The organism is Streptomyces sp. NPDC058291, assembly GCF_042880855.1.
Taxonomy (GTDB): domain Bacteria; phylum Actinomycetota; class Actinomycetes; order Streptomycetales; family Streptomycetaceae; genus Streptomyces.
In genome coordinates this window covers 1-25,782 of sequence record NZ_JBHVYK010000105.1, presented here as the reverse complement: position 1 = coordinate 25,782, position 25,782 = coordinate 1, and the positions used below count along the sequence as shown (strand labels likewise).

Sequence of the window (25,782 nt, the reverse complement as noted above, 5' to 3'; positions counted from 1 at the left end):
GGCCGCCGCCGACGCCGGCACGGAGTCTGCGGACTCGCCCTCGGCCCCGGCGGACGCGGTCTCGGGGGCGGCCGGGGCAAGGGGCTCGTCGCCGCGGATCAGCGCCGCTGCCGTGGCCGGGTCGCCGGCCGACCGCAGCGCGTCGGTGAAGTCGGCGTTCATCAGCTGACGGGCCAGCGACGACAGGATCGTCAGATGGGCGTCGTCCGCGCCTGCGGGGGCGGCGATGAGGAAGACCAGGTCGGCCGGTCCGTCCGCCGCGCCGAAGTCGATCCCGGCGGCGCTGCGCCCGAAGGCGAGCGTCGGCTCGGTGACATGGACGCTCCGGCAGTGCGGGATGCCGATGCCACCGTCGAGACCGGTCGGCATCTGTGCCTCGCGGGCGGCCACGTCGGCGAGGAAGCCCTCCAGGTCGGCCACCCGGCCCAGGGCCGCCATGCGCTCGGCGAGGGATCGCGCCGCGGCTTCCTTCGTTGGGGCGGACAGGTCGAGATCGACCAGGTCCGCGGTGATCATGTCGCTCATCGCGGGCTCCTTCGCACGCGTATCGCCCGGGGCGTGGGGTGATGGGCGGGGGTGGGGACGGGGGGCTGGGTGGAGACGGGGAGGCGGGGGCAGTCGGGGGGTTGGACGGAACGGAGGCCGGGGAGGCCGGGGATCGCGGGGGCGGGACCGGGGAAGCCCTGCCTCCGTGGGGCCGCAGGACGGCGGTTCGGGCCCTGCTTCCCCCGGTCGGCGGAGCGGCTCAGCATGCCCTGCCGCCCGTAGCGGGCGGCGGCCGCCGGGACGGGACGCCGCCGCTTGCCTGCCGGTCCGCCGGGCGGTACGGCGGTCGCCGGTCCGCCGGGCGGGGTGGGTCGTGCGGGTCGTGCGGGTCGTGCGGGTCGTGCGGGAGCCGTCCTCATGACACCGGCTCCTGCAGTTCGCGGTCCACCGGCACCTCGGCCGTCACGGTCACCGCCGCCGGATCCAGGTCGTCCGGAGTGGGCATCACGCTGCCGGGAAGCTGGACGGCGGCCGCGCCGTGCGCGACGGCGGAGGCGAGCGCCGCCGGACCGCTGCCGCCGGCGATGAGGAAGCCGGCGAGTGAGGAGTCGCCCGCGCCCACGTTGCTGCGGACGACGTCGACCCGCGCGCTCCCGAACCAGGTGCCCGTGTCCTCCACGAGCAGCTGGCCGTCGGCGCCCAGGCTCGCGAGCACCGCGCGGGCGCCCATCCCGCGCAGCTCCTCGGCTGCCTTCACCGCGTCGCCCACGGTGGCCAGAGGACGTCCGACGGCCTCCGCGAGCTCCTCGGCGTTCGGCTTCACCACGTCGGGACGCTCGCGCAGGGCTTCGAGGAGCGCCCGCCCGGACGTGTCCAGGGCGATCCGCGCGCCTCCGGCGTGCGCCCGGGCGACCACCTCGGCGTACCAGGACGGCGCGAGCCCGCGGGGCAGGCTGCCGCAGCAGGCGATCCAGTCGGCGCCGCGTGACTGCTCGCGCACCGTCTCCAGGAGCAGTTCCTGCTCCTCGGCGGAGAGTTCGGGACCGGGCGCGTTGATCTTCGTGAGAACGCCGTCGGACTCCGCGAGCGCGATGTTGGAGCGGGTGGCCCCGGCGACCGGGACCGGCGCGACCTCGATGCCCTGCGCGTCCAGCAGATCGGCGACTAGCGCGCCCGGCGCACCGCCCAGGGGCAGGACGGCGACCGTGCGCCGCCCGGCGGCGGCAGCGGCGCGCGAGACGTTCACTCCCTTGCCGCCCGGGTCCATCCGCTCGCCGGTGGCGCGGATGACCTCGCCGCGGTCGAGGGAGGGGACCTCGTAGGTCCGGTCCAGGGACGGGTTGGGGGTGACGGTGAGGATCACGCCCGTGGTGCTCGGGCGGGCGCCGGTGCCGGTCATGCTCGTACCACTTCCGTGCCGCCGCGCTCGATCGCGGCAGCGTCGTCGGGGCTCAGTGCGCTGTCGGTGATCAGCAGGTCGACGTCGCTCAGGTCGCCGAAGCGGGCGAAGTGCTCCTGGCCGTGCTTGGCGGAGTCGGCGAGCAGGACGACCCGGCGGGCGGCGGCGACGGCGGCCCGCTTGACCGCGGCCTCGGCGAGGTCGGGCGTGGTCAGCCCGTGCTCGGCGGAGAACCCGTTGGCGGCGAGGAACAGGACGTCGGCCCGGATCTCGCCGTACGCACGCAGCGCCCAGGCGTCCACGGCGGCGCGCGTCCGATGCCGCACGCGCCCTCCGATGAGATGGAGCTGCATGCCCGGGTGGTCCGCCAGGCGGGCCGCGATGGGCAGGCTGTGGGTGACGACGGTGAGCTCGGCCTCCAGCGGGAGGGCGGCGGCCAGCCGGGCGACCGTCGTGCCGGCGTCCAGGATCATCGTGCCCTCGGCGGGCAGTTCCGTCAGGGCCGCCTTGGCGATGCGGTCCTTCTCGTCGGCGGAGGTGCCCTCGCGTTCGGCGAGGTCCGGTTCGAAGTCGAGGCGGCCGGCCGGGATGGCTCCGCCGTGGACGCGGCGCACCAGGCCCGCCCGGTCGAGGGCCTTCAGGTCGCGGCGGATCGTCTCCGCCGTGACCTGGAACTCCTCGGCCAGCGACAGGACGTCCACCCGTCCGCCGTCACGGGCGAGCCGCAGGATCTCCTGCTGCCGCTCCGGTGCGTACATGTCCGTTCCCCTCCGGCCGATACCAGGTTTATGCCCGAACTTGTGGTTTCGCCACGGAGGCTACGCCCGGAATTCCGGAAAGTAAACAGGTTCGGGCCTCATTCGGGCATGAACGGACTTCGACCTCCACCGGACACGCAAGGCCTCAGGCCACGCAAGGCCCCAGCCAGGACGCAAGGCCTCAGGAGAACGCAAGGCCCCAGCCAGGACGCAAGGCCTCAGGAGAACGCAAGGCGCAGGAGGGGCCCGTCACCACGCGGGTGACGGGCCCCTCCTGCGGGTCCTGCGGGAACGTCCGCGCTCAGCCGACGAGTTCACGCTCCCGGTCCCCGGACGGCGCCGCCTCCGGTGCGTCCTCGGCGCCACCCTCCAGGTGCTGAGCCGGCCGCTTCGGCAGGGCGAACATCAGCAGGAAGATCGCGAACATCACCAGGGCCACCCAGCCCAGGGCGTGCTGGAAGGCGTTCACGAAGGCCGGGCCCACCTCGGACGCGGTCAGCCGGTCGCCGATCTCCCCGAAGAACACGACCGCGACGAGACCCAGACCGAGCGCGTTGCCCATCTGCTGGACGGTGTTGATGAGCCCGGAGGCCGACCCCGCGTGCTCGCGCGGCACCTCCGACAGCACCGCGTCCGTCAGCGGGGCGAAGATCAGCCCCATGCCGGCGCCCATGACGACCAGCGGGAGCGCCATCTGCCAGGGCGCGATGCCCAGCCCGTAGCGCTCGGACTCCCAGATGTAGAGGAGCACACCGACGACCATGGTCAGGGCGCCCGTCTGCAGCACCTTGCGTCCGAAGCGCGGGACCAGTTTCTGCACGGACATCCCCGCGGCCGCCGAGACGGCGATCGAGAAGGGGACCCCGGTCAGACCGGCCCTCATCGGGCTCCAGCCCAGGCCCGTCTGCATGTACAGCGTCCAGACCAGGAAGAACACGCCGAGAGCGATCCCGAAGACGGTCTGCACGGCCACGCCCGCCGCGAAGCTGCGCACCCGGAAGAGGGAAAGCTCGACCAGCGGCGAGCCGTCCCGCGCGCCCTTGCGCCGCTCGTACGCCACCAGCGCCCCGAAGACGCCGAGCGCGCCGACCATCGACACGTACCCCCACACCGGCCAGCCCAGCTCACGTCCGCGGGTGAGCGGGTAGAGCAGCATGAGCAGGCCGAGGGTGACCAGGACGACGCCGACGATGTCCAGCTTCAGCGCCTTCGGCGCCTTCGACTCGGTGATGAAACGGCTGCCGAGGATCAGTCCCGCGATGCCGACGGGCAGGTTGATCAGGAAGATCGGCCGCCACTCCAGTCCGAACAGGTCGCCTTCCGTCAGCAGCGCGCCGAGCAGCGGACCCGAGACGGCGCCCAGTCCCACGATCGCGCCGAACAGCCCGAACACCTTGCCCCGCTCGTGCGCCGGGAAGGTGGCGTGCACGATCGACAGCACCTGCGGGACCATCATCGCCGCCATGCCGCCCTGCAGAATGCGCGAGGCGACCAGCATCTCGGGGTTGGCGGCGAAGCCGCACAGCGCGGAGGCGAGGGTAAAACCGCCGATGCCGAGCAGGAACAGCCGCTTACGGCCGTGGATGTCCCCGAGCCGACCGCCGGTGATGAGCCCGGCGGCGAAGGCGAGCGCGTAACCGGCGGTGATCCACTGGATCTGGCTCCAGGAGGCGCCCGCGTCCTCCCGGATGGAGGGGATGGCGATGTTGACGATCGTGACGTCGACGAGGTCCATGAAGGCCGCGGTCATCACGATGGCGAGCGCGAACCAACGACGCCGGTCGCCCGGGGACGTCGCGGGGGCGGGCGGTGTCTCGGTGGAGGTCTCCGTGGAGGTCATGGTGCGACAGTAGGACCGCAGTAGGTCAGATCATGTCCTACTCGTACGGCATCCTCGGATGCATGACGACGGACACTCCGGCTCGGCTGCTGCAGCTCCTCTCCCTCCTCCAGACGCCCCGCGAGTGGCCCGGCGGCGAGCTCGCCGGCCGCCTCGGAGTGTCCCGCCGCACGGTCCGGCGCGACATCGACCGGCTGCGCGAACTGGGCTACCCCGTGCAGGCCACCATGGGCTCGGACGGCGGCTACCGGCTGGTCGCGGGCAAGGCGATGCCGCCCCTCGTGCTCGACGACGAGGAGGCCGTCGCGATCGCCGTCGGCCTGCGGGCCGGGGCCGGGCACGCGCTGGAGGGCGTCGACGAGGCGTCCGTGCGGGCCCTGGCCAAGCTGGAGCAGGTGCTCCCGGCCAGGCTGCGCCACCGCGTCTCCACCCTCCAGGCCGCCACCACCCCGCTGACCAGCGGGGACGGCGCCAGCATCGCTCCGGAGACGCTGACCGTCATGGCCTCGACGGTGGCCGGCCAGGAGCGGCTGAGGTTCGCCTACCGCGCCAAGGACGGCACGGAGTCGCGCCGCCTGACCGAGCCCTACCGGCTCGTGTCGACGGGCCGGCGCTGGTACCTCGTCGCGTACGACCTCGACCGCCAGGACTGGCGGACGTTCCGGGTCGACCGGGTCCGGGACCCGTTCGCGACCGGCGCGCGGTTCGCTCCACGGGAGCTGCCGACGGGGAACGCGGCGGAGTACCTCCGGCGGTCCATCCACGGCCGCCCGGACGCCCGCGCCTACGCGTACGACGTCACGTTCGAGGCGCCGGCCGACGTCGTGACGGCACGCCTTCCGTCCTGGCTGGGGAAACCGACCCCGAACCGGCCGGACGACGACCAGGACGGCCAGGACGGCCAGGACGGCCAAGACGGCCAAGACGGCCAAGACGGCCAAGACGGCCGGGACGAGGGCCGCGAGCGGGGTTGTCGACTGCGCGGGTCGACCAGCGACCCGGTGGAGTGGGTGGCCCTGCGGCTCGCGACGCTGGGCTGCGAGTTCACGGTCCACGAACCGCGCGAACTGGTCGACTGCGTGAGAGAGCTGGGCGGCCGCCTGCGACGGGCGGCGGTGGGAAGGGCCGAACACGACGCGAGGTGAGCGCGGAGGGGGCGAGTGCCCAGGGGATCAGCGGGGTGCCGAGGAGCCTCGCCCGCCCGGCCCGCCGCGCCTGCCTGCGGCCCACCCGTACGGCGCCTGGCCCGGCCCGTCCCCTTGGCTCGTCTTGTTCTGTTGCTCCGTCCGTTCCGCTGCCCAGGTGAAGTCCCGCAGGGCTCGCAGATTCCCCAGGGCCAGCTCCGCCGGGCCCTGTGGACCCGTGGGCGAGGTGTCCGTCACCGCCCAGCTCTCGACGGCGACCCGGACCGCGGCGCCGGCCACCGCCGCCGTGAAGCGCTCGTACGGCGAGGCGGCGACATTCGGGCCCGGAGCGTCCGAGTGCGGGGCGTCCGAGTCCGGGGCGTCCGAGTGCGGGGCGTCCGCGCCAGCAGCGTCCGAGTCCGGGGCGTCCGGCAGGGCAGCGTCCGAGTCCGGGGCGTCCGGCAGGGCAGCGGGCGCCCGAGTGGTGGAGCCGGGCGACGCGGCGGGACTGGGCGACGCGGTGGGGCCGGGTGACGCGGCCGCGGTGGCCCGTGCGCGTTCCGCCAGGACCTCCGTGAGAGTGGCCTCCGAGGTGTGGCACACCTCGGCCCAGACCTTGCCCAGGGCCGGACTGGCCATGGCCAGCCGGATCAGGGTGCGCACCCACTCCCAGGACGCCGCCGAAACGCCCTGGCCCGGCACGAGGGTGTTCCGTACAGCGTGTTCGAGGGCCTCCGGCACGGTGAGTGCGGTCGGAGCCTCGCGTACTGCTTGCGCCCAGCGTTCGGCGCCCGCCGCGTAGAGGGGGGCGACGGCTTCTTCCTTGGTCGCGAAGTAGCGGTAGAAAGTGCGCGGGGCGATCCCCGCCGCCTGCGCGATGTCCTCGGCGCGGGTGGCCTTCAGGCCCCGGCTCACGAACAGGCCGGCCGCCGCCCGGGCGATCTCCATCCGGGTCGCCGCTTTGCGCCGCTCGGTCAGCGAAGCCGAGGCCGAGGAAGAGGTCGAGCTGATCACCCCGGCAGGCTATGCCCATGTGGCACAATCTGCCATTCGGGCGGGCCACCCCGTGGTTCAGGTACGGGGTGACCCGTCTTCTCGACGTGCCCGCACCCCCCGCCCCTGCGCCGGACGGTCATGTGCGCCCGCAATTCTGACCGAAATCCCCGCCCTTTCGACCTCGGGGACGCAAAGGAGCCGGGCTCCGGCGCCTGGGGGGAGAGGCGCCGAAGCCCGGCTCTGGAGAGTCCCGGCGCCGGGGGGATGTGCGGCGGGACTTGGCTCATGGGGTGTGGTTCGTGGGTTCGGCTCGTGGAGCCTGACTCACGCGGGGCTGAGATCTCGGGGTGGGCTGCAGGGTCCGGCCGATCCGAACTCCCGTGCCCAGAAGTCTTTTTCCCCCGCTTCCCCGATTGAAGCGGCGTTCCCGCGCCATGTTTGCGCGGCTTCCCCCGCCCGGCGCACGCGGGCGGACACCCAGCACCACGCACCACCCCCAGGCCCACCAGCGTCACCCGGGGCGGAGCCGTACCGGACCCGGACCCGGACCGGACCCGGAGCGAGCCCGGATCGAGGTGAGGGAGGCGGGGAGGCGATGGAGGCGAGAGAGGCGAGGCCGGATGCGGGCCGACCGCTTCCCGCTTCTCCCCGGCCGAGCGGTGTTCCTCACCCACCCGGCCGGGGCTCACGCCTCAGACCCGGTCGACCGAGCACCGGGCGCGCGCCCCGGGCCGCGTACGGTCGGTCAGGCCGCCGCCTCGAAGCCCGTGTCGCGGGCCAGCTTCTTCAATTCCAGCAGGGCGTGCTTCTCGATCTGGCGGATGCGTTCCCTCGTCAGGCCGTGTTCCCTGCCGACCTCCGTGAGGGTGCGCTCGCGGCCGTCGTCGATGCCGTACCGCATCTTGATGATGGAGGCCGTGCGCGGGTCCAGGCGGTCGATCAGGCCGTCCAGCTCCTCGCTGCGCAGCAACGTCAGCACCGACTGCTCCGGCGAGACCGCGGAGGTGTCCTCCAGCAGGTCGCCGAACTGCGTCTCGCCCTGGTCGTCGACTGCCATGTTCAACGAGACCGGGTCACGGGCCCAGTCCAGGACGTCCGTGACGCGCTCCGGGGTCGAGCCCAGCTCGGTCGCGATCTCGGCGGGCTCCGGGTCACGGCCGTTCTCACGGTTGAACTCGCGCTGCACACGCCGGATCCGGCCGAGCTCCTCCACCAGGTGGACGGGCAGGCGGATCGTGCGCGACTGGTCCGCTATCGAGCGGGTGATGGCCTGGCGGATCCACCAGGTCGCGTACGTGGAGAACTTGAAGCCCTTGCGGTAGTCGAACTTCTCCACCGCGCGCACCAGGCCCGCGTTGCCCTCCTGGATCAGGTCGAGCAGGGGCAGACCGCTGCGGGGGTAGCGCCGGGCCACCGCGACGACGAGACGGAGGTTGGAACGGATGAAGACGTCCTTGGCCCGCTCGCTCTCGGCGACCAGGGCCTCGAGCTCCTCACGGGAGGCCTGCGCCCTGGACTCCTCGTCGCCGTCGAGGACCTGTTGCGCGAAGACACCCGCCTCGATGATCTGGGACAGCTCGACCTCCTTGGCGGCGTCGAGCAGTGGTGTACGCGCGATCTCGTCGAGATACATGCCGACCAGGTCGCGGTCGGCGATCTCGCCGCCATGGGCGCGAACACTGCGGGCCGCGCTGCTCGTCTCGCCGGAGGCGGACTTGCGGCGGGCGACGGCACGGGTTGCCATGCGTGCTCCCTTGCGATGGTGTTCAGCGGGTGACCCTTCAGACGCCCGGCACTGTCGGAACTTTCGACTCTCCTCGGGTGCCCTGCATCCGATGGAAACAACGACTGGAATCAGGACAGAATTCCCAACCGGCACCCCGATTTTTCTGATCATGCAGTACCCTGTCCGACCACCCGGGGAGGCGTGATGTCGTCGGAACGTACAGCGGTGCAGGTCAGCCCAGGAGTCGAGGCGGACCTCGAAGCTCTCACGAGCCTCTACAACCACTACATACGTGAGACGGCCGTCACATTCGACATGGTGGCCCTCACCCCGGAAGAGCGACGTCCTTGGCTGCTCTCCCACCCTGAAGACGGGCCGTACCGCCTGTTGGTTGCCAGGGAAACGGACTCACAGGACATCCAGGGGACCTCACAGGAAATCCTGGGTTACGCCACTTCCAGCCCGTTCCGGCCGAAGGCCGCCTACTCCACCTCGGTGGAGGTGACGGTCTACGTCGCCCCGCACGCGGGCCGGCGCGGGATCGGCACGCTCCTCTACAAGGCCCTCTTCGAGGCGCTGGCCGGCGAGGATCTGCACCGCGCCTACGCGGGCATCGCGCAACCGAACGAAGCGTCCGCGCGGCTGCACGAACGCTTCGGTTTCCGGCCCGTGGGCACGTATCGCGAGGTGGGCCGCAAGTTCGGCCGCTACTGGGACGTGACCTGGTACGAGAAGGAGCTGTAGCTCCGGCGCGCCGACGGAGGCCGGAACCACGGCTCCCCGCGCGACGGCCGGGCGGTCAGCCGAACTGGACCGACCGCTTGGCCATCCCCATCCAGAAGCCGTCGATCACGGACTTCTGGGCGTCCAGCTCGCCGGACACCTCGGCCGCGCCCATGGTGACGAAGAGCGGGGCGAAGTGCTCGGTTCGCGGGTGGGCGTACCGGCCGGCAGGCGCCTTGTGCAGGAAGTCCAGCAGGCCGTCCCAGTCGCGGGTCTCCAGGGCGCGCCGGCCCCAGTCGTCGAACTCGGACGACCAGGTCGGCACTCCCCCACCGGTGTGCCGCAGTGCGGCCAGGTTGTGGGTGAAGAACCCGGAGCCGACGATGAGGACGCCCTCGTCGCGCAGCGGCGCGAGCCTGCGGCCGATCTCCATCAGCTTCACGGGGTCCAGGGTCGGCATGGACACCTGCAGGACCGGGATGTCGGCGGCCGGGAACATCTCGACGAGCGGGACGTAGGCGCCGTGATCGAGGCCGCGGTCGGGGATGTCCTGTACGGGGGTGCCCGGAGCGCGCAGCAGCTTGCGCACGCTCGCGGCGAGCTCGGGCGCGCCCGGGGCGTCGTACTTCACCGAGTAGTAGTGCTCGGGGAAGCCCCAGAAGTCGTAGACCAGGGGGACGGGGTCGACCGCGCCGAGGGCCAGCGGGGCCTCCTCCCAGTGGGCGGAGACCATGAGGATCGCCTTGGGGCGGGGCAGGTCGGCGGACCAGGCGGCGAGTTCACCGGGCCAGATCGGGTCGTCGGCGAGCGGCGGGGCGCCATGGCTGAGGTAGAGCGCGGGCATGCGCTCCTGGGGGCGGGAGCGGTCCTGGGTGGCGGCGGACATGACGGCGACTCCTTCCGGGACCTCGGCCCCTGGTACGGGCGCTCGGGACGCTCCGATCGCTCCCGACCCTTCCGTGACGTTGATTGAAATCTAAAACGTCAACACCCGCGAGCATATTCCAGGGTTGTTTAAACTTCAAGGAGCGGCCGTCTACAGTGGGATACATGAAGACGGCATCCACATCCGCTGAAGAGCCCCGCTGGCTCACCGCCGAGGAGCAGCTCATCTGGCGCTCCTACGTACACGCCACCACCCTGCTGGAGGACCACATGGACCGCCAGCTCCAGCGGGACGCGGGTATGCCGCACGTCTACTACGGCCTTCTGGTCAAGCTGGCCGAGTGCCCGCAGCAGCGCCTGCGGATGACCGAGCTCGCCATGCACGCGAAGATCACCCGCTCCCGCCTCTCGCACGCGATCGCCCGGCTGGAGAAGAACGGCTGGGTGCGCCGGGAGGACTGCCCCTCGGACAAGCGCGGCCAGTTCGCCGTGCTCACCGACCAGGGCCTGGAGGTGCTCAAGCGCGCCGCGCCGGGCCATGTCGCCGTCGTCCGCAACGCCGTGTTCGACCGGCTCAGCCCGGAACAGCAGAAGTCCCTCGGCGAGATCATGAAGATCGTCGCCGAGGGACTCCAGCCGGACGAGGCGGGCGCGGACCTGCCCTGGCTGCGCTAGGGCCTGTCGTTCGGCTCAGTCCGCGGACGCGAGCCTTGTCACGCGCATCTGCGGCGTTGTCGCCGGGCTCCGGGTCCGCGGACCCGGAGCCCGGCTCGCGGGTCCGCGACGTTCGGCAGACCCTGGCCGGCCCGCACCCTGAGGCCGCTTACCGAAGGGCCGAAGGCCTGCCGGGCGGGGCCACGCGGGTCGCGCGCCTCGCCCGGCAGGCCGGGGTCGTACGGGTCAGTGGACCATCACCGGGACGGCGTCCTCGGCGTCCTCCGCCCCCGAGCTCGCGACCGCGCTCATGTCCGGCTTGCCGGCGTTGATGAGCGTCAGGGCGATCGCGGCGGCGGCGACCAGGATGCCCACGGCGAACCAGATCGCGCTGGTGTAGCCGTGCACCATGCCCTCGAGCTGCACCAGCTGCTGCTGCGGCTTGGAGGCGGCGCCGGCGACGTGGTCCTTGATGTACGACGTCGTCGCGGACGCGGCGATCGTGTTCAGCAGGGCGGTGCCGATCGCGCCGCCCACCTGCTGCGAGGTGTTGACCATCGCGGAGGCGACACCGGCGTCCCGCGGCTCGACGCCCAGGGTGGCCATGGACATGGCCGGCATGAACGCCGTGCCCATGCCGAGGCCGAGCAGCAGCATTCCGGGCAGCAGCACGGCCGCGTAGGAGGTGTCGATCTCCAGCTGGGTCAGCAGCAGCATGCCGAGCGCGGCGACCAGGAAGCCGGGGCCCATGAGCAGGCGCGGAGGCACCCGGGTCATCAGGCGGGTACCGATCTGGGTGGAGCCGGTGATCATGCCCGCGATCATCGGGAGGAAGGCGAAACCGGTCTTGACCGGCGAGAAGCCCTTCACGATCTGCAGGTAGTAGGTCAGGAAGAGGAACAGACCGAACATCGCGATGATCGCGAGACCGAGGGAGAGGTAGACACCGCCGCGGTTGCGCTCGGTGATCACGCGCAGCGGCAGCAGCGGGGCCTTGACCTTCGACTCGACGATCACGAAGGCGGCCAGCAGGACGGCGGCCGCGACGAACATGCCGACGGTCACCGAGTCGCTCCAGCCCTCGGACTCGGCGCGGGTGAAGCCGTAGACCAGCGCGACCAGACCCAGGGTGGAGAGGATGACGCCCGGGATGTCGAGGGGCGAGCGGTTGCGGCCGCCCTCGGGCTCACGGATGACGAAGTAGGCGCCGGCCGCGGCGACGATCGCGAACGGGATGTTCACGAAGAACGTCCAGCGCCAGTCCAGGTACTCGGTGAGGAAGCCGCCGAGGATCAGGCCCACGGCGCCGCCGCCGCCGGCGATCGCGCCGTAGATGCCGAACGCCTTGGCGCGCTCCTTGGCGTCCGTGAACATGACGGCGAGGAGGGAGAGCGCGGCGGGCGCGAGCAGCGCGCCGAACGCGCCCTGCAGCGCGCGGGCGCCGAACATCATCGCCTCGTTGGCGGCCGCGCCACCGAGCGCGGAGGCCGCGGCGAAGCCGCCCAGGCCGACGACGAAGGCGCGCTTGCGGCCCCACAGGTCGGCTATCCGGCCGCCGAACAGCAGCAGACCGCCGAAGGCGAGGGCGTAGGCGGTGACGATCCACTGCCGGTTGCCGTCGGAGATGCCCAGGTCCTGCTGGGCGGAGGGCATCGCGATGTTCACGATGGTGGCGTCGAGGACGACCATCAGCTGGGCGAGGGCGATGAAGGCCAGCGCTTTCCAGCGGTTGGCGTCCGGGACGCCTGCCCTGCCGGGGGCCGGGGCCTTCTGGGCTGTTTCAGACATGGGGATACCCGCTTCGGTACTTCGTGACGGAAAAAGAAGGTGAAAACGACGGAAGGTGAAAACGACGCAAGACGCGAGCGAAGACGAGGAACGACGGACGAAAAAGGGCGGAGGTTGCCGGAGGACTCCGCGCGCGACGAAGAGCGACGAAGAGCGACGAAAGACGATGAAGGACGAAGAAAACGATCGACGGCTGACAGGCGAACGGCGGCGGCTCGTCCTCGCTGACGGCCGATGCGATCGACGTACGGGGTGACTGCTGCGGTTCTGCGAACTAATCGCTCAAGGACCAGCCGCTCAGGACTGGCGCAGGTCCTCCATGGTCACGGCGGTTCCTTGGAGCACGGAGGGGGCCGGAGCCCGCAGTCCGTCCAGGAACAGCTGCAGGTGGCGGTGGATGAAGCGGTCGACGCTCAGGCAGGCGGTGCCGGCCGGGGGCCGGCTGAGCTGGGCCACCACGATCATCAGGTCGCCCACGCCGACGTCGGGCCTCAGCTGCCCGGCCGCCTTCGCGCGGTCCATGACCTCCTCGATGATCCGCTCGACTCGTTCGCGGGCGGCTTCGAGGTCGGGGTGGTGCTCGTCGAACGTGCTGGAGACCATCGGGCACAGCGCGCTGATCCGCTCGTCGGCGGAGGCGTGCACGAATCGCTCCAGCGCCCCGAACGCGTCACCGGTCTCGGCGAGGGCGACCTGTCCGGCCCGGACCGTACGGTCCAGCACCGAGCAGACGACCTCACGGACCAGCGCGTCCCGGTCGGGGAAGTTGCGGTACACCGTGGCGTTGCCGACGCCGGCCCGGCGAGCGATCTCGTCGAGCGGCACCTCGGGGCCGAACTCGGTGAACATCTCCCGGGCGGCGCTGACGATCCGCTCCCGGTTGCGCAGGGCGTCGGCGCGGGGCCGGGTCGCCTTGCGCTCTGCGGGAATCGCGGTCGCGGTCTGCACGGCGTACTCCTGACTGAGGCTCTGAGCCCGACTCAGCTGACCAGTCCGGCTTCGACACGAATCCGGTGGGAGCGAGTCCGACTCGGGACTGAGATGCGATCCGGGGAGCGAGTCCCCGTTTCACTCGGACACATGGCTAAACGGGGAAGGCGTCCCCGGTTATTTCCCGGATCCAGAACTTTCTTCCTGTGACCTGGGTCACACGACCGCGGATGGCGTCGACACCCTGCCGGACGGGGCGCGCGGCCTGCGCGTTCGCACTGTCGAGGGCCGCAGGAGACCCGTGAGCGGACCGGCGGTCCGTGAGTCGACCGGCGGTCCGTGATTCGACCGGCGGTCCGTGAATCGACCGGCGGTCCGTGAGTCGACCGGCGGCCGGCCGGCGACGGACGAGCGCTGATGCGCGAGTCATGCGCGTGGGCGTCGACGCGGGGACGCCGCCAAGGGACGGGGGACGCCTACGGGTGGGCGCATGCGGGATGGACGCCTGGCGGGTGGGCTCCTGCGGCCAGGCGCCTCCGGGTGGGCACCTCCGGTTGGGCACCTCCGGTTGGGCGCCAACGGACTGCTGCCGACGGGCCGGTGGCGAGGGCCGCAGGCGTCAGCCGGTGGCGAGGGCCGCAGGCGCCAGCCGGCGGCGAGGGCCGCAGGCGCCAGCCGGCGCCGAGGGCCGCAGGCGCCAGCCGGCGGCGAGGGCCGTACCGGCCGGTAATCCACGATCGGTCCGCTCCAGCGCGCGACCGCGTGCGGCTCGACACAGGGTGTTCGAGAGGGTGCAGCCGGTGATCGGTGGCTGCCTGGAGCGAAAGGCCCCTGCATGCAGCCGCAGCCCGTGCGCACCGCCCGGGACCCCCTGAGCCGTCGGATACGCCCGAGTCGCGTCGCCGCCCTCGCCTCCGTCACCGTCCTCACGCTGGCGGTCAGCACATCGGCGGGCACGGGCCACCGCATGCCGGTCCCCGGCTCGACGACCGCCGGCGCCGGGCCCGTCGCGCCGGCCCGCACCACCGCCCTCTCCCCTTGCATGATCAACGCCGGCACGGCCGTCCAGATGTCCGAAGGGCTGCCCACGCCGGGCGGCTACTCCCGCTCCACCGGCACCGTCCGCGCCCTCACCCTGATGATCGACTTCTCGGACGCGCCCGGCCGGGGCAGCGCCCTCAGCCGCTACGGCGAGTTCTTCCCGCAGACCGAGGAATGGTTCCGCACGGCGTCCTACGGCCGCCTCGACTACCACGCCGAGACCCCGATCCGGCACTGGCTGCGCATGCCGAAGCCGTTCCACGCCTACGGCATAGAACGCGGCGCCCCCTTCGACCCCGGCTACCGCGAACTCGTCCAGGACATCGTGTCCGCCGCCGACCCGACGGTCGACTTCCGCGCGTACGACCTCCTCAACGTGCTGGTCACCCCCAACGCCGGGCCCTCCGCGCTGGACACGGTCCTGTCGGTGACGTTCGCCGGCAACGTGGAGGCCCCGGTCGCCGACGGGGTCGCGGTGGCGAACGCGTCCTTCGTCTACTCCCGTCAGGACGACGGCTCCGGCTCCTACGACCGCACCGGCTACCGGGTCCTCCCGCATGAGAACGGCCACGTCTTCGGCCTGCCCGACCTCTACACCCAGGAGGGCGGCGGCGCCGTCGGCCACTGGGACATCATGAGCGAGGACTGGGGGGCCAACAACGACCTGCTCGGCTGGCACAAGTGGAAACTGGGCTGGCTGGACGCCACCCAGGTCGCCTGCGCGGCGACGCCGGGGGCCAGGGACTACACCCTGACCCCCCTCTCGCGCGCGGGCGGCCCGAAACTGGTCTTCGTCCCGATCGGCGACCGCACCGGCTACGCCGTCGAACTGCGCACCCGCGGCGGCAACGACGAGAACGTGTGCCGCCCTGGCGTCCTCGTCTACAAGGTCGACGCCGACGTCGACACCGGCATGGGACCGGTGACCGTCTACGACTCCCGCACCGACAGCGGTGGCTGCACCCGCAGCCCCAACGTCCACGCGGAACTCTCCGACGCGCCCTTCACCCCGGGCGAGACATTCGAGGACCCCAAGAGGGGCATCCGCATCACGGTCGCCGCAGCGGACCTGCAGGGGAACTACCGGGTGCGGGTGACGCGCAGCCGGCGGAGCTAGCGCGCGGCTGCGCCATGACGGACGACGGCCGGCGCCGGCGTCCGGACGACGGGCTCGGCGGTGGCCGAGCGGACCGCGGACGGGAGCACCCCCGTTACGGTGTCCGTGAGAAGGACCAGTCGGACGGGACGGACCAGATGGACGAGGCCGAGGAGATCGACGGGGTCTACCGGGTCTACGGTCTCGGCGCGGTCGACGAGTTCCACAGGAACCCTAGAACCCAGAGAACCCCGAGAGCCTGGAAGCCCCGCCGCCTCCACGAGGTCGACGAGGTCGACGGGATCCAGGAGGCTCCAGAGGTCGACGGGATCCAGGAGGTCCATAGGGCCATGAGGTCCACGGGATCCACGGGATCCACGACGGGGAGCACAAGCCGCTGATGCCACCGCCCGACTCCACCCCGACGCCGTCGACGCAGCCGCCGTCGACGCAGGCGCCGTCCGCCCGCGCGGCGTCCGCGGCCGCCGCCCCGACGACGACCGGCGTCGCCCGGACGCCCCCCGCCGAGGCCGTGGCCCCGCTGGTGCGCGGCGTCGCCGTGCTGCACCGGCTCACCGAGGCGAACGGCGTGCTGAGTCTGAGCGCACTCGAACGCGCCACGGGCCTGGCGCGCTCCACCGTGGACCGGATCGTCGCCACCCTCGCCCGCATGGGATACGTCCGCCTGGACGGCCGGGACGCGACCCTGACGCCCCGCGTGATGGAGCTCGGCAACGCCTACCTGGCCGCCCTGCGGCTGCCCGCCCTGCTGTCCGCGCGCGCGGACGCGCTGGCCGACGAACTCGACGAGTCCGTGTCCCTGGCGGTCGCCGACCGCGACGGCATCCGCTTCATCCACCAGGCGACCCGCCGCCGCGCGATGTCCCTGAGCTTCCGCATCGGCGACCTGCTCCCGGCCGAACGCACCGCGCCCGGCCCGCTGTTCGCGACGGAGTGGACGCCCGAGGAATGGCAGGCCTGGCGCACCCGCCACCGCAGGGACCCGCGGAATCGCGACTTCCCCACGGTCCCGCCCGCCCCGTCGACTCCACTGACCCTCCCCACGCCGACGACCCCGACAACCCGGGAAGCACCGGTTGCCGACGCGCCGGACGGCCCGGACGGCACAGACGGCACAGACGACACCGCGGCCGTCGACTTCGCACGAAGGACGACAGAAGCCGCCTCCGCGACCTACGCCCTGGACGACCAACTGATCGAACCGGGCCTGGTGGCCGTCTCCGTCCCCGTAAGGGACCCCCGCACCGCGCGGATCGCGTGCGTGGCGAGCGTCGTCAGCCACACGAGCCGCCACACGGCGGCCGACCTGCGCGACACGCTGCTCCCCCGGCTGCGGACGGCCGTCGCGGCGATGGAGGAGGACCTGCGCCGCGCGTCGCCCCCCGAGCCCGGCCCGCCGCGCCGCGGTCTGGCGGTCTGGACGGGAGCCTCGAAGCAGGAACTGGGCCGCGAGTTCGTCGAGTCCCTGGCCCGCGGCCTGACCGTCCTGACGGCGTTCGGGGAGGGCAGGGCGGAGCTGACCCTGGCGGAGGTCGCGCAGGCGACCGGCCTGGCGCGGGCGACGGCCCGCCGGGCGCTGATCACGTACGAGCACCTGGGCCTGCTGACCCCGACCGGCCCCGCAGCCGAGGGACGGGCACCCCGCACGTTCACCCTCACCCCCCGCGTCCTCTCCCTCGGCTTCCCGCCCCTGTCCCGCACGTCCCTCCCCCGGATCGCGACCCCGCACCTGCGGACCCTGACGGACGCCGTCCAGGAGACGACGTCCCTGGCCGTGCTGACCGAGTCGGGCGACGAGATCCAGTACACGGCCCGGGCGACCGCGCACCACGTCATGAGCGTGGACGTACGGGTCGGCACACGGCTCCCGGCCCGCAAGACGGCAACAGGCCGCCTCCTGCTGTCAGCACCCGCGGACCCGACCCCGGCCCCGGCCTCCACCCCCGCCCCGTACACCTGGCTGGACGAAGAACTGGAGCAGGGCGTGCGCGCGATCGCGGTCCCGATCCGCGACCGGACGGGCCGCGTGGTCGCCGCCCTGAGCGCGGCCGCCCACGTAGCCCGCCGCACGACGGAGGAGTGCGTCCACGACATACTCCCCGCCCTCAGATCGACCGCCTCCCACATCGAGACAGACCTCCACACAGCGTCCCGCTTCACCCAGGTCCCCCTGACCTGACCCCCCACCCCCACACCCCCAGATCCGGTACGCTGACGCCAGTGACCCCCAGGGGCCACCACCCCGCCTTCGTAGCTCAGGGGATAGAGCACCGCTCTCCTAAAGCGGGTGTCGCAGGTTCGAATCCTGCCGGGGGCACAGACAGAAGGGCCAGCTAGGAGCATGCTCCTAGCTGGCCTTCGTCACTCACCTAGGAACGTTCCTAGGTGCTGACATCCACTTCTGACATCAACGAGCGCGATCACCCACGACCGGGACGCCTCTTGAGCAGCCGATCCATGTGGCTGATGGCCTCGCGCTGGGTGTCTTGCACGACGTGCGTGTACACGTCCATGGTGATGCTGATCTGGCTGTGCCCGAGAATCTCCATCACGACGCGGGGAGCAACCCCAGCAGCGGTGAGCAGCGTGGCGCACCCGTGCCGGGCGTCGTGCAGCCGGATCACGCGGAGGCCGGCGGACTCGGCGACCCGGGTGAAGGAGCGGTACACATTGCGCGGCTCGACCGGACGGCCGTTCCGGGTGGCGAAGACGTAGCCACCGTCATCCCACGACTCCCCCACGCGCTGCCTGGCAGCCACCTGCCGCATCCGGTGCCACCGCAGCGGAGCGATGCACATGGCCGGGAGCGGAAGGGCACGGTTGCGGCGGTTCTTGGTGTCGTCGTCGTAGAGGACCCCACGCCGTCGCTGGGTCTGCTGGCGGACGTACAGGACGCGCTTGTCCAGGTCCACGTCAGTCCAGCGCAGACCGACGAGTTCACCCCGGCGCAGCCCCATTGCGATGGCGAGCACGAACGCCGCGTACAGCGGGTCCTTCCGGGAGGCGGCGAGGAAGTCCAACGTCTCGTCGAGCGTCCAGGGACTCAGCTCACGCGACGAGGCCCGGGGCGGTTCGACGAGGCCCGCGACGTTCCGCGCTATCAGCTCTTCCCGGCAGGCAGCGGACAGCGCCGTCCGCAGCACCCGGTGCGACTCCTTGGCCGTGGCCGCTGTCGTCCTGTTCTCCAGCTGGGTCAGGAAGCGCCGGACGTCGGCGACGCTGAGGGATTCGAGCCGCTTGGAGCCGAGCATGGGCACGAGGTAGAGCCTGACGTGCGCCTCGTACTTGTCGTACGTGCTGAGCTTCCGGCGAGGCTTGACGATGTTGTCCAACCAGTAGGGCAGCCAGTCGGAGAGCTTGGCCGACTTGGTGGGCACGGGCACGCCCTGGTCGACTTTGGTGAGCAGCTCACGGCGCTTGGTGTCGCACTCGGCCCACGTCTTGCCGTAGGCGAACTTGCGGGCGCGCGTGCCATCCGGCTGGAGCACGTAGACCGCGCAGTGAAAGCGGCCGTCCTTGCGCTTGGTGATGGTGCCGGCGCCGTTCGGGTTGCGCTTGCGCTGACCGGCCATCAGGCAGCCTCCTCGATCTGGCCGAGGACGAAGTCCATGACGGCGTGGGCAGGGATGCGGCGGGCGCCGTCGATCTTGATGGAGGCGAGGCGGTGCGATCGGATGAGGTCGTAGACCTTGGAACGCCCGAGCTTGAGCCGGGCCATGACCTCCGGCACGGTCAGGAGTTCGGCGGTAGCGGTGGCCGTGGCAGTGGTCATGCTGTGGTTCCCTCCTCGGTGAAGCTGTCACGCAGGGCGTCGCGGGCGGTCTCGCGGTTGGTCTGAAGGTCGCGGGCGATGGTGGCGGCGAGGGCGGCTTCGCCAGGGGTGTGGCCGTGGCCGGCGTACTGCCAGTCGGTCAGGACGAGGACGGTGTCCGGCTCGCGGTCCTCGAGGCCGAGGGCGGACGCCTCTTGAGCGGCGCGGAAGTCGGCGCGTTCCTGGCGGAGGGCGCCGAGGGTGGTGGAGTAGGCGCGAGACTTGGACGAGAAGTGCCCGCGGAAGCCGAGCATGTGCGCCCAGGCCCAGAGGCGTCGGTCCGGGTACAGGGCGTCGAGGTCGCGGCAGGCGGTGATGAGCCGCCGGGTGTGGTCGGGGACGCCGTGGCGGTGGAGTTCGGAGAGCTCGCCGATGCGGCGGTCGAGAGTGCCGGTGTTCTCGGCGGCTTTGGTGGCGTACTTGGCAACGTAGGAGGCGACGGCCTGTTCCGTGATGTCGGAGCCGTCCCCGAAGGCCTTGACCGGGCGGACGTCGAGCTGTCGGCCCCAGCGGAACGTCCGGGCGGGTTGATCGGCGGCGGCCGGGACGGAGACCGAGGTGTAGGAGTGCGCGGCGGCGGCCCGTACCGCGTCCGTGAGCACGTCGACCGTGGCCCAGGCGGGCGGCGGGGTGCCGGGTCCGTCGGGGCCGTCGAGGCGTACGACTGCGTGGAAGTGAAGGGCTCCGCGCTTCTGGAACTCGGCCACCTTGCCGTACGAGACGCGCAGGTGGTCGGCGAGTTCCCGGCGGGCCAGGCCGCCGCGGGCAGCGAGTTCGCGGCGGAGCCGGGTGGTGAAGCGCTGCCAGAGCTGTCCGGCGTGGTTGTTGAACAGGACGGCGCCCGCGTAGTCGTAGGCGTCCGGGTCGAGGGCGGTGCCCAGCTCCGGGGCGTCGGACGCGTGCCGGTCGCCGCAGCGGCAGGGGCCGCCGTGATCGGGCCGGTTGTGGACCGGGCCGAAGGAGGGAGCCGTGAGCGTGACGAAGACGCGCGGGTGATCGCGGACGGTGGCGGGGATGTCGCGGCGGTCGTCCCCGGCGAGGCCGGCGCGGATGAGGTGGTAGGTGTCGCCCGCGTAGGTCCAGGCGCAGGACGGGCAGCGGGAGGCCCGGCGGTTGCCGCAGGCGAGGCGGAGGCGTCCGCCCGGTTCGTTCTCGGTGGAGTAGTGGTGCAGCGTCTCGCCGGTGGTCTTGTCCTTGGTGAGCGTCCAGCCGGTCAGGTGGATCGGGTCGGAGCAGCCGCCGGTACGGCGGATCTGGTCCTCCCAGCGGGTGTAGTCGGAGGCCGAGGCCACCCGGAGGACGTCGCCGAGGGTGATCGGGTCGAGCGGGTGGGCGGACGTTGCCACCTTGGGTGTCGTGGGTGAGGCCCGGTGGGCCATGCTGGGGTTTCCTTCCGATTGCGAGATCGATCGGTGGGGACGGCTCCCGGGCGGCGGATGCTTGGCGGTATCGAGGCCGCCCGGGGGCCGGTCAGCGGCGTTTGGCGTCGGCGGTGACCAGGGAGCGCAGGACGACGGCGCAGACGGCGACCGATGCGCCGGTGACGGCGACGGCCAGGAGCATCGAGACCAGGACGGCGCCGACGACCAAGACGACGGCGGTGCCGGCGCCGACGAGGGCGAGGGCGGCGCCGGGGGTGAGCTGGACCGTCGGGCGGGTCGACGCGGCCGGGGCTACGGGCGCCGACGGCGGGACCGGGACGCCCGGGGTGACGGTGGTCGGCTCGACGACGGCGGGCGGGGTGACGAGCCCGGTCGGCGTGGGCATGGTGGGGATCTTCGGGCGGAGCATGGCAGGGCTCCCTACTTGGTGATGGCGGTGTCGATGACGGGGGCGAGGAGGCTGTCAGCGATGAGGTAGCCACCGAGGAGCAGCACCAGGACCAGCCAGAACGGCGGGCGGAAGAGCTTGCAGCCGAGGTAGCCGACGGCGGCGAGGGCGAACCAGAGGGGGACCTGCATGGCGGTGTCTCCTAGCGGACGCGGCAGCGGTGGGTGCGGGCGGCGAGCTGGGCGGCGCTCTGGCTGGAGTAGTCGGCGGACCAGCCGCAGCGGTCGGCGGTGCAGACGGCGGCGTGCGCGGTGTGGCCGTGGCGGTCGCGGTGGGTGCCGATCTGCACGGGGCCGATGCGCATCACGGAGTGGAAGTGGTCGCGGGCGGGCATGGCGGTCAGTCCTTCCGGGTGGTGGTGGGGTCGGGGAAGGTGGCGCGGATGGCGGCGGCGGTGGCCGGGCTGGTGGTGCGCTGGGCGGCTTCCTCGGCGAGCAGGTGGGCGAGGTAGGGCCGGTCGGCGGCGGTCATCTCGCGGGCGCTGTCGAGGTAGTCGGCGGCGGTCAGGTCGGCGGGGTCGCAGGTCATCGGTCTGCCTTTCTTGCCGGTCAGATGAGCTGGGCGGCGATGGCATCGGCGAGGTGGGGCGGGACGCCGAGGCGGGCGCGCAGGGTGTCGGTGTCGATCGGGGCGCCGGTGCGGTCGCGGTAGTCGGCGGCGACCTTGCGGGCGTGGTCAACGAGGACGGCGGGAACCGCGGGCGTCAGGTCGGCGGGCGGAAGCGCCGACGCTTCCTCCACCGGGGCCGGGGCCGGGGTGGGCTCCGGGTCCGGCACGAGGTCGGGGGCTGGTTCCCGGTCGTCGGCGCGGTCGGGTTCGGGGGCCGGGGCGGGTGCCGGCGGAGTGGCTGTGCGGTGCTCGGCGGAGTGGGCGAGGAGGGTGCCGCCGAGGAAGGCGAGCGCGGGCCATCCGGCGATGCCCAGGCGCAGCAGGGCGGGCGGGTCGGCCAGGTCGAGGAATCCGGCGGTGGCGACGTTGGCGCCGAGGGACGCGAACAGGGCGATGAGGAACCAGCACCAGGCCAGCCGGGACGGCCCCTCACTGCGCAGGCGTCGCCAGGCGGCGACCAGGAGCAGGTCCACCGAGACCGGGTAGGCCCAGGCCTTCCAGCCGTCCTGTCCGGCAGCGGCGGCCAGGTCGTGCAGGTGGGCGAAGGACAGCGCCCCGGCGATGACGGCCTGGACCAGGACGGCGTCGACGCGCAGGCCGTGACGGGCGGCCATCAGGACTCCTCCCCGGTCGGCGGCTCGGGGAGCGAGGCGGCCAGAGAGGGGCTGACGGCGTCGACGAAGTCGAGGTCGGCGCCGCTGGTGTCGGCGTAGAGGGCGAGCTGGCCGAGCAGCAGGACGGTGCGGGCGAAGTCCTCGCAGTCGGGGCACATGACGCGGGTTCTCCCTTCATCAGGCATGGCAGGGGCAGGGACTTGGCGCGAGGGACGGTCGCGCCGGCCGATGGGACGAGCGAGAGATCAGGCGGTGGCCGGAGAAGGCTTGGCCGACGGCACGGGAGCGGCGGCGGGTCCGGCGAGGGCGGGCCGGAACGGTGCCAGTTCGGGCAGAGCCGGGGTGCGGTCGGCGTGCCGGTTGCAGAGGTTCACGGCCTGGCGGAGCGAGGTGTGCGGAGCCCGGATGCGGTGCCAGCCGCCGGAGGAGTCACCCGCAATCGCGATCCCCCGCATCTCGGCCGGAATCTGGATGGCGGCAAGGACGGCGTCCGGGGAGATGTCGCCGAAGGCCATGTTGGCGCTGGTCTCGTCGTTGACGCGGTGGGCGGTGCGGCCGGTGAGCTGGGCGCGGAGCATGGTGATGCCCTTGCCGAGTTCGGAGCCGAAGCGCTGCCCGCAGATCTCCAGGTAGATGCCGGCCGCGCGACCGAGCTGGGCGAGGCGGACCAGCGCGGTGATGATCCGGTCCCGCCGCTTCTCCTCCTCCTTGCTCGCGAACAGGGCCAGTTCGGCGACCTCGTCGACCAGGACCACGACCGGAACGGGCCGCAGATGGTCGGGCAGGTCCCAGATGTCGGCGGCGATCTCCGCGTCCGGCACGTCGACCGTGATCCGCTGCTGGGCACGGATGAGCTGATAGACGTCTGCCATCCGAGTCACGAGCGCGTCGAGCAGTTCGGCGGCGGTGTCGGGATTGTCGGCCAGCGCGGAGAACCGGCGGGCCAGCGGGAACAACTCGACCCCCTGTTTGCAGTCGATGCCGACCAGGGCGACATCCATGGGGGCGAGTCCGACGACCAGGTTGCGCTGATAGACGGACTTGCCGGATTCCGTGGCGCCGAGGGTAAGGGCGTGCGGGACGGCGCGGTAGTCGCGGTAGTGCACCGAGCCGTCCTGCCTCAGGGCGACGGGAACCCGCATGGGCCGGGTCTCGGTCGTGGCGGGCATCTGCACCCGCTTGAGGACGTCGTAGCCGGTCATCCGCACTTCCACCACGCCGGACCGCAGTTCACGCGAGGTGACGCCGTACATCGAGAAGGAGTGGCGCAGCCGGTCCGAGGCGGCTGCGACGTCGAAGGCGTCTTGTCCGGGGCGCAGCTTGAGCCGTAGGACCAGGCCGGTGCGAGTCGGCCGCAGCCGCAGGATGCGCGGTGGACAGGATTCCGGCATAGGGCGTTTGGTGGCCCGTGCCAGGGCGAGCCGCCATCTCGCGGGCGGTACGGTCAGCCCGCAGGCGTCCATTACGGAGCCGTACCGGACCAGAACCCGCAGCGTGGCCAGGATGATCCCGAAGGCCAGCCAGTACCAGGCGGGACGCCGCCACCGCAGGAGACCCGCGGCGGCGACGACCAGCACCAGAGCGCCCGTGAAGCCGGTCATGATCAGGCCGCCTTCGGCCCTGCGGCGGCGTTGACGTTAGCGAGCGAGGTGACCGCGACCGCACGGAACGCGATGCCGTGCCGCTTCTGACCGTTGAAGTCGTTCTCCCACGGCCGGGCAACCAGGCCGGTGAGCGCGACCGGCGTGCCCATGGCCAGCTCACCGCTGATCCCGGGCTCCGGGACGGTGATGGACAGGATCTCCACCTCCTCGTTCGCCGCGAACATCACGTCGACCGTCATCAGCTTCGCGCCGGACTCGATGTCCATGGCGATCTCGCCCGTGCGGCGGTCCTTGACCTTGGGCTGCGGAGTCTTGGCGACCATCACGATCGCGGCGGAGGTGTCGACGGGAATCTGACGCATAGCAGAGCACTCCTCTATAGATGCTGAACTTCGCCACTCATGTACATGAGTGACATAAAGAAGAGTGCATGACTCCTGTACATGAGTCAACCCGCCGCGAAGAAGAACTCGCGACGGGCTGTAGGAAGTTGAGTGAGCGTCAGTCGTCGGCAGGGATGCGGTACTCGAAAACGAACTGATCAGCGGCCATGAGCGTGTCGCACACCTCGACCACGAGACCCGCGGCCGTACGGGCCTCCCGGATCAGGTGAATTACGGCAGCACCCGGGCTCAGCGCAAGCTCCGAGGCTTCCGCCTTCGAGGCCGGCCGCGCTTGCAGCGTCTCGACGAACTCCGCGAACTCATGTCCGTGATCTTCGAGCCGGGCGTAGATGCCACCACCACCGGGGTTCTCGGCGAACAGCTCCGGGATCTCCTTCACGACGTCCCACGGCAGGTAGGACGTGGCGGTCTCGACCGGAACGCCGTTGCGGAAGTAGAGGCGCCGACGGGCCAGCACCTGCGTGCCGGCGGGGACGCCCAGCCGCTGGGCGGCATCCTCGGGAGCCTCCATAGGCCCGATGTAGAGGACGCTGACCTTTGCGGTGGCGCCGGACTGGGTGGACTCCGCGAGGTAGGCCGCCTGCCCTCCCTGCCTGAGCGAGCGCCGGAAGCGATCGGAGGAGCGGTGCCGCACAGGAGGCCGGTTCTTCACGATCGAGCCCTTGCCGTGCCGGGTCTCGACGAGTCCACTCGCCCGCACCTCGGCCATGGCCTTACGGATGGTCCCGCCAGACACGCCGTAGCGATCCACCAGCTCGGATTCACTCGGCACCATGTCGCCAGGCTTCAGAACCCCCGCCCGGATCTGCTGCACGATCTCTTCCGCGATCTGCACGTACCGAGGCCCGGCCGTGCCCCCTCCAGCAGCAGTTCCCATAGTCCTTCTCTGCCTCCTAAGCTCCTCTACATGAGTCAACCACAGGAAGCGACACCGCCTCCCCTGCACTCCGTGTCCGTAGCCGGAGTGGTGGTGCGCGAGGACGGCCGCCTCCTGGCGATCCGCCGAGCCGACAACGGCACCTGGGAGCTCCCTGGCGGCATCCTCGAACTCGACGAGGCTCCGGAGGCCGGCGTCACTCGCGAGGTCCTGGAGGAGACAGGCATCCACGTCGAGGTAGACGAACTCACCGGCGTGTACAAGAACATGGTCCGCGGCGTTGTCGCCCTGGTCTTCCGCTGCAAGCCCTCCGGCGGCGTGGAGCGCACCTCCAGCGAGTCCACCGCCGTTTCCTGGCTCACTCCGGACGAGGTCAGCGAGCGCATGACCGAGGTCTATGCAGTCAGGCTGCTGGATGCCTTGGACGGCAACGGCCCCCACGTACGCAGCCACGACGGCAAGCACCTCATCCCAGCGGGATAAGACTTTCTCTCCATCATCAAGAGCCCGCGCACGGCGCGGGCGCGCGCCGCCTCTGCGGCGCGGCCTGCCTCCTGTCTGCGCCC

At 71.8% G+C, this 25,782-nt stretch carries 28 protein-coding genes and 1 tRNA gene; 8 read left to right on the top strand and 21 right to left on the bottom strand.

Annotated elements, in window-relative coordinates:
* The 4 genes from ACFVYK_RS33710 to ACFVYK_RS33695 form a co-directional block, all read right to left on the bottom strand.
* Positions 1–525 (bottom strand): PTS sugar transporter subunit IIA (locus tag ACFVYK_RS33710; protein WP_389780529.1); only part of this gene is annotated, 525 nt, incomplete at its 3' end.
* Positions 526–901: 376 nt separating this feature from the next.
* Complete coding sequence (pfkB, locus tag ACFVYK_RS33705; RefSeq protein ID WP_389780532.1) at positions 902–1,849, bottom strand: 1-phosphofructokinase; 948 nt, start codon at positions 1,847–1,849, stop codon at positions 902–904.
* Positions 1,850–1,881: 32 nt separating this feature from the next.
* Complete coding sequence (locus ACFVYK_RS33700) at positions 1,882–2,643, bottom strand: DeoR/GlpR family DNA-binding transcription regulator (RefSeq protein ID WP_389780528.1); 762 nt, start codon at positions 2,641–2,643, stop codon at positions 1,882–1,884.
* Between the two features lie 301 nt (positions 2,644–2,944).
* A complete protein-coding gene (locus ACFVYK_RS33695) occupies positions 2,945–4,483 on the bottom strand; it encodes an MFS transporter (RefSeq protein ID WP_389780527.1) in 1,539 nt (512 codons plus the stop codon).
* Between the two features lie 62 nt (positions 4,484–4,545).
* Here ACFVYK_RS33695 and ACFVYK_RS33690 point away from each other — a divergent pair, with 62 nt between their 5' ends.
* Complete coding sequence (locus ACFVYK_RS33690) at positions 4,546–5,628, top strand: helix-turn-helix transcriptional regulator (protein ID WP_389780526.1); 1,083 nt, start codon at positions 4,546–4,548, stop codon at positions 5,626–5,628.
* A gap of 27 nt (positions 5,629–5,655) precedes the next feature.
* On the opposite strand, the gene ACFVYK_RS33685 is transcribed toward ACFVYK_RS33690, so the two are convergent.
* Positions 5,656–6,618 carry a TetR family transcriptional regulator gene (locus ACFVYK_RS33685; protein WP_389780531.1) on the bottom strand — a complete coding sequence of 321 codons (963 nt, stop codon included), beginning with the start codon at positions 6,616–6,618 and terminating at the stop codon, positions 5,656–5,658.
* A gap of 730 nt (positions 6,619–7,348) precedes the next feature.
* Positions 7,349–8,347, bottom strand: a complete 999-nt coding sequence (locus ACFVYK_RS33680) for an RNA polymerase sigma factor RpoD/SigA (protein WP_389780525.1) — start codon at positions 8,345–8,347, stop codon at positions 7,349–7,351.
* A gap of 186 nt (positions 8,348–8,533) precedes the next feature.
* Between ACFVYK_RS33680 and ACFVYK_RS33675 the strand changes: the two genes are divergently transcribed.
* Positions 8,534–9,073, top strand: coding sequence for a GNAT family N-acetyltransferase (locus tag ACFVYK_RS33675; RefSeq protein WP_389780524.1), 540 nt, complete (start codon positions 8,534–8,536; stop codon positions 9,071–9,073).
* Between the two features lie 55 nt (positions 9,074–9,128).
* Here ACFVYK_RS33675 and ACFVYK_RS33670 read toward each other — a convergent pair whose 3' ends face one another.
* Complete coding sequence (locus ACFVYK_RS33670) at positions 9,129–9,938, bottom strand: dioxygenase (RefSeq protein ID WP_389780523.1); 810 nt, start codon at positions 9,936–9,938, stop codon at positions 9,129–9,131.
* 164 nt (positions 9,939–10,102) lie between these two features.
* Between ACFVYK_RS33670 and ACFVYK_RS33665 the strand changes: the two genes are divergently transcribed.
* Positions 10,103–10,612 carry a MarR family winged helix-turn-helix transcriptional regulator gene (locus tag ACFVYK_RS33665; protein WP_389780522.1) on the top strand — a complete coding sequence of 170 codons (510 nt, stop codon included), beginning with the start codon at positions 10,103–10,105 and terminating at the stop codon, positions 10,610–10,612.
* 225 nt (positions 10,613–10,837) lie between these two features.
* On the opposite strand, the gene ACFVYK_RS33660 is transcribed toward ACFVYK_RS33665, so the two are convergent.
* Together ACFVYK_RS33660 and ACFVYK_RS33655 are read right to left on the bottom strand one after the other, a co-directional pair.
* On the bottom strand, positions 10,838–12,379 hold the full coding sequence (locus ACFVYK_RS33660) for an MFS transporter (protein ID WP_389780521.1): 1,542 nt from the start codon (positions 12,377–12,379) through the stop codon (positions 10,838–10,840).
* A 297-nt stretch (positions 12,380–12,676) separates the two neighbouring features.
* Positions 12,677–13,327, bottom strand: a complete 651-nt coding sequence (locus ACFVYK_RS33655; protein ID WP_389780520.1) for a TetR/AcrR family transcriptional regulator — start codon at positions 13,325–13,327, stop codon at positions 12,677–12,679.
* An 817-nt stretch (positions 13,328–14,144) separates the two neighbouring features.
* Between ACFVYK_RS33655 and ACFVYK_RS33650 the strand changes: the two genes are divergently transcribed.
* The 4 genes from ACFVYK_RS33650 (at position 14,145) to ACFVYK_RS33635 (ending at position 17,784) form a co-directional block, all read left to right on the top strand.
* Positions 14,145–15,467 carry a M6 family metalloprotease domain-containing protein gene (locus ACFVYK_RS33650; protein WP_389780519.1) on the top strand — a complete coding sequence of 441 codons (1,323 nt, stop codon included), beginning with the start codon at positions 14,145–14,147 and terminating at the stop codon, positions 15,465–15,467.
* A gap of 137 nt (positions 15,468–15,604) precedes the next feature.
* Positions 15,605–15,847, top strand: coding sequence for a hypothetical protein (locus tag ACFVYK_RS33645; RefSeq protein WP_389780518.1), 243 nt, complete (start codon positions 15,605–15,607; stop codon positions 15,845–15,847).
* On the top strand, positions 15,847–17,646 hold the full coding sequence (locus tag ACFVYK_RS33640; protein WP_389780517.1) for a helix-turn-helix domain-containing protein: 1,800 nt from the start codon (positions 15,847–15,849) through the stop codon (positions 17,644–17,646). The genes ACFVYK_RS33645 and ACFVYK_RS33640 overlap by 1 nt, the downstream gene beginning before the upstream one ends.
* A 65-nt stretch (positions 17,647–17,711) precedes the next feature.
* Positions 17,712–17,784, top strand: a tRNA-Arg gene (locus tag ACFVYK_RS33635).
* 103 nt (positions 17,785–17,887) lie between these two features.
* Here ACFVYK_RS33635 and ACFVYK_RS33630 read toward each other — a convergent pair.
* From ACFVYK_RS33630 to ACFVYK_RS33575, 12 genes are all read right to left on the bottom strand, one after another.
* Complete coding sequence (locus ACFVYK_RS33630) at positions 17,888–19,039, bottom strand: tyrosine-type recombinase/integrase (RefSeq protein WP_389780516.1); 1,152 nt, start codon at positions 19,037–19,039, stop codon at positions 17,888–17,890.
* A complete protein-coding gene (locus tag ACFVYK_RS33625) occupies positions 19,039–19,239 on the bottom strand; it encodes a helix-turn-helix domain-containing protein (RefSeq protein WP_389780515.1) in 201 nt (66 codons plus the stop codon). The genes ACFVYK_RS33630 and ACFVYK_RS33625 overlap by 1 nt, the downstream gene beginning before the upstream one ends.
* Positions 19,236–20,657: a replication initiator protein RepSA gene (gene repSA, locus ACFVYK_RS33620; RefSeq protein WP_389780514.1), complete on the bottom strand. Its 1,422-nt coding sequence runs from the start codon at positions 20,655–20,657 to the stop codon at positions 19,236–19,238. Before repSA ends, ACFVYK_RS33625 begins: the two co-directional genes overlap by 4 nt.
* Positions 20,658–20,748: 91 nt before the next feature.
* Positions 20,749–21,069 carry a SpdD-like protein gene (locus ACFVYK_RS33615; RefSeq protein ID WP_389780513.1) on the bottom strand — a complete coding sequence of 107 codons (321 nt, stop codon included), beginning with the start codon at positions 21,067–21,069 and terminating at the stop codon, positions 20,749–20,751.
* 11 nt (positions 21,070–21,080) lie between these two features.
* On the bottom strand, positions 21,081–21,239 hold the full coding sequence (locus tag ACFVYK_RS33610; RefSeq protein ID WP_389780512.1) for a hypothetical protein: 159 nt from the start codon (positions 21,237–21,239) through the stop codon (positions 21,081–21,083).
* A gap of 11 nt (positions 21,240–21,250) precedes the next feature.
* Complete coding sequence (locus ACFVYK_RS33605; protein ID WP_359775757.1) at positions 21,251–21,442, bottom strand: mobile element transfer protein; 192 nt, start codon at positions 21,440–21,442, stop codon at positions 21,251–21,253.
* 5 nt (positions 21,443–21,447) lie between these two features.
* Positions 21,448–21,636: a hypothetical protein gene (locus ACFVYK_RS33600; RefSeq protein ID WP_389780511.1), complete on the bottom strand. Its 189-nt coding sequence runs from the start codon at positions 21,634–21,636 to the stop codon at positions 21,448–21,450.
* 20 nt (positions 21,637–21,656) lie between these two features.
* Positions 21,657–22,331, bottom strand: coding sequence for a DUF2637 domain-containing protein (locus tag ACFVYK_RS33595; protein ID WP_389780510.1), 675 nt, complete (start codon positions 22,329–22,331; stop codon positions 21,657–21,659).
* On the bottom strand, positions 22,331–22,489 hold the full coding sequence (locus ACFVYK_RS33590) for a hypothetical protein (protein ID WP_266371900.1): 159 nt from the start codon (positions 22,487–22,489) through the stop codon (positions 22,331–22,333). The genes ACFVYK_RS33595 and ACFVYK_RS33590 overlap by 1 nt, the downstream gene beginning before the upstream one ends.
* A gap of 87 nt (positions 22,490–22,576) precedes the next feature.
* Entirely contained in the window at positions 22,577–23,932 is a 1,356-nt protein-coding gene (locus ACFVYK_RS33585) for an FtsK/SpoIIIE domain-containing protein (RefSeq protein ID WP_389780509.1), read from the bottom strand.
* 2 nt (positions 23,933–23,934) lie between these two features.
* Positions 23,935–24,297, bottom strand: a complete 363-nt coding sequence (locus ACFVYK_RS33580; RefSeq protein WP_190154406.1) for a hypothetical protein — start codon at positions 24,295–24,297, stop codon at positions 23,935–23,937.
* 139 nt (positions 24,298–24,436) lie between these two features.
* Positions 24,437–25,216, bottom strand: coding sequence for a GntR family transcriptional regulator (locus ACFVYK_RS33575; protein ID WP_389780530.1), 780 nt, complete (start codon positions 25,214–25,216; stop codon positions 24,437–24,439).
* 30 nt (positions 25,217–25,246) lie between these two features.
* On the opposite strand from ACFVYK_RS33575, the gene ACFVYK_RS33570 reads away from it, so the two are divergent.
* Positions 25,247–25,699: an NUDIX hydrolase gene (locus ACFVYK_RS33570; protein ID WP_389780508.1), complete on the top strand. Its 453-nt coding sequence runs from the start codon at positions 25,247–25,249 to the stop codon at positions 25,697–25,699.
* Positions 25,700–25,782 lie beyond the last annotated feature (83 nt).

Coding starts and splice junctions, on each gene's coding strand:
- ACFVYK_RS33700 (WP_389780528.1), bottom strand. CDS start 2,643: ATGTACGCACCGGAGCGGCAGCAGGAGATCCTGCGGCTCGCCCGTGAC.
- ACFVYK_RS33695 (WP_389780527.1), bottom strand. CDS start 4,483: ATGACCTCCACGGAGACCTCCACCGAGACACCGCCCGCCCCCGCGACG.
- ACFVYK_RS33690 (WP_389780526.1), top strand. CDS start 4,546: ATGACGACGGACACTCCGGCTCGGCTGCTGCAGCTCCTCTCCCTCCTC.
- ACFVYK_RS33680 (WP_389780525.1), bottom strand. CDS start 8,347: ATGGCAACCCGTGCCGTCGCCCGCCGCAAGTCCGCCTCCGGCGAGACG.
- ACFVYK_RS33675 (WP_389780524.1), top strand. CDS start 8,534: ATGTCGTCGGAACGTACAGCGGTGCAGGTCAGCCCAGGAGTCGAGGCG.
- ACFVYK_RS33670 (WP_389780523.1), bottom strand. CDS start 9,938: ATGTCCGCCGCCACCCAGGACCGCTCCCGCCCCCAGGAGCGCATGCCC.
- ACFVYK_RS33665 (WP_389780522.1), top strand. CDS start 10,103: ATGAAGACGGCATCCACATCCGCTGAAGAGCCCCGCTGGCTCACCGCC.
- ACFVYK_RS33660 (WP_389780521.1), bottom strand. CDS start 12,379: ATGTCTGAAACAGCCCAGAAGGCCCCGGCCCCCGGCAGGGCAGGCGTC.
- ACFVYK_RS33650 (WP_389780519.1), top strand. CDS start 14,145: ATGCAGCCGCAGCCCGTGCGCACCGCCCGGGACCCCCTGAGCCGTCGG.
- ACFVYK_RS33645 (WP_389780518.1), top strand. CDS start 15,605: ATGGACGAGGCCGAGGAGATCGACGGGGTCTACCGGGTCTACGGTCTC.
- ACFVYK_RS33640 (WP_389780517.1), top strand. CDS start 15,847: ATGCCACCGCCCGACTCCACCCCGACGCCGTCGACGCAGCCGCCGTCG.
- ACFVYK_RS33630 (WP_389780516.1), bottom strand. CDS start 19,039: ATGGCCGGTCAGCGCAAGCGCAACCCGAACGGCGCCGGCACCATCACC.
- ACFVYK_RS33625 (WP_389780515.1), bottom strand. CDS start 19,239: ATGACCACTGCCACGGCCACCGCTACCGCCGAACTCCTGACCGTGCCG.
- repSA (WP_389780514.1), bottom strand. CDS start 20,657: ATGGCCCACCGGGCCTCACCCACGACACCCAAGGTGGCAACGTCCGCC.
- ACFVYK_RS33615 (WP_389780513.1), bottom strand. CDS start 21,069: ATGCTCCGCCCGAAGATCCCCACCATGCCCACGCCGACCGGGCTCGTC.
- ACFVYK_RS33610 (WP_389780512.1), bottom strand. CDS start 21,239: ATGCAGGTCCCCCTCTGGTTCGCCCTCGCCGCCGTCGGCTACCTCGGC.
- ACFVYK_RS33605 (WP_359775757.1), bottom strand. CDS start 21,442: ATGCCCGCCCGCGACCACTTCCACTCCGTGATGCGCATCGGCCCCGTG.
- ACFVYK_RS33600 (WP_389780511.1), bottom strand. CDS start 21,636: ATGACCTGCGACCCCGCCGACCTGACCGCCGCCGACTACCTCGACAGC.
- ACFVYK_RS33595 (WP_389780510.1), bottom strand. CDS start 22,331: ATGGCCGCCCGTCACGGCCTGCGCGTCGACGCCGTCCTGGTCCAGGCC.
- ACFVYK_RS33590 (WP_266371900.1), bottom strand. CDS start 22,489: ATGTGCCCCGACTGCGAGGACTTCGCCCGCACCGTCCTGCTGCTCGGC.
- ACFVYK_RS33585 (WP_389780509.1), bottom strand. CDS start 23,932: ATGACCGGCTTCACGGGCGCTCTGGTGCTGGTCGTCGCCGCCGCGGGT.
- ACFVYK_RS33580 (WP_190154406.1), bottom strand. CDS start 24,297: ATGCGTCAGATTCCCGTCGACACCTCCGCCGCGATCGTGATGGTCGCC.
- ACFVYK_RS33575 (WP_389780530.1), bottom strand. CDS start 25,216: ATGGGAACTGCTGCTGGAGGGGGCACGGCCGGGCCTCGGTACGTGCAG.
- ACFVYK_RS33570 (WP_389780508.1), top strand. CDS start 25,247: ATGAGTCAACCACAGGAAGCGACACCGCCTCCCCTGCACTCCGTGTCC.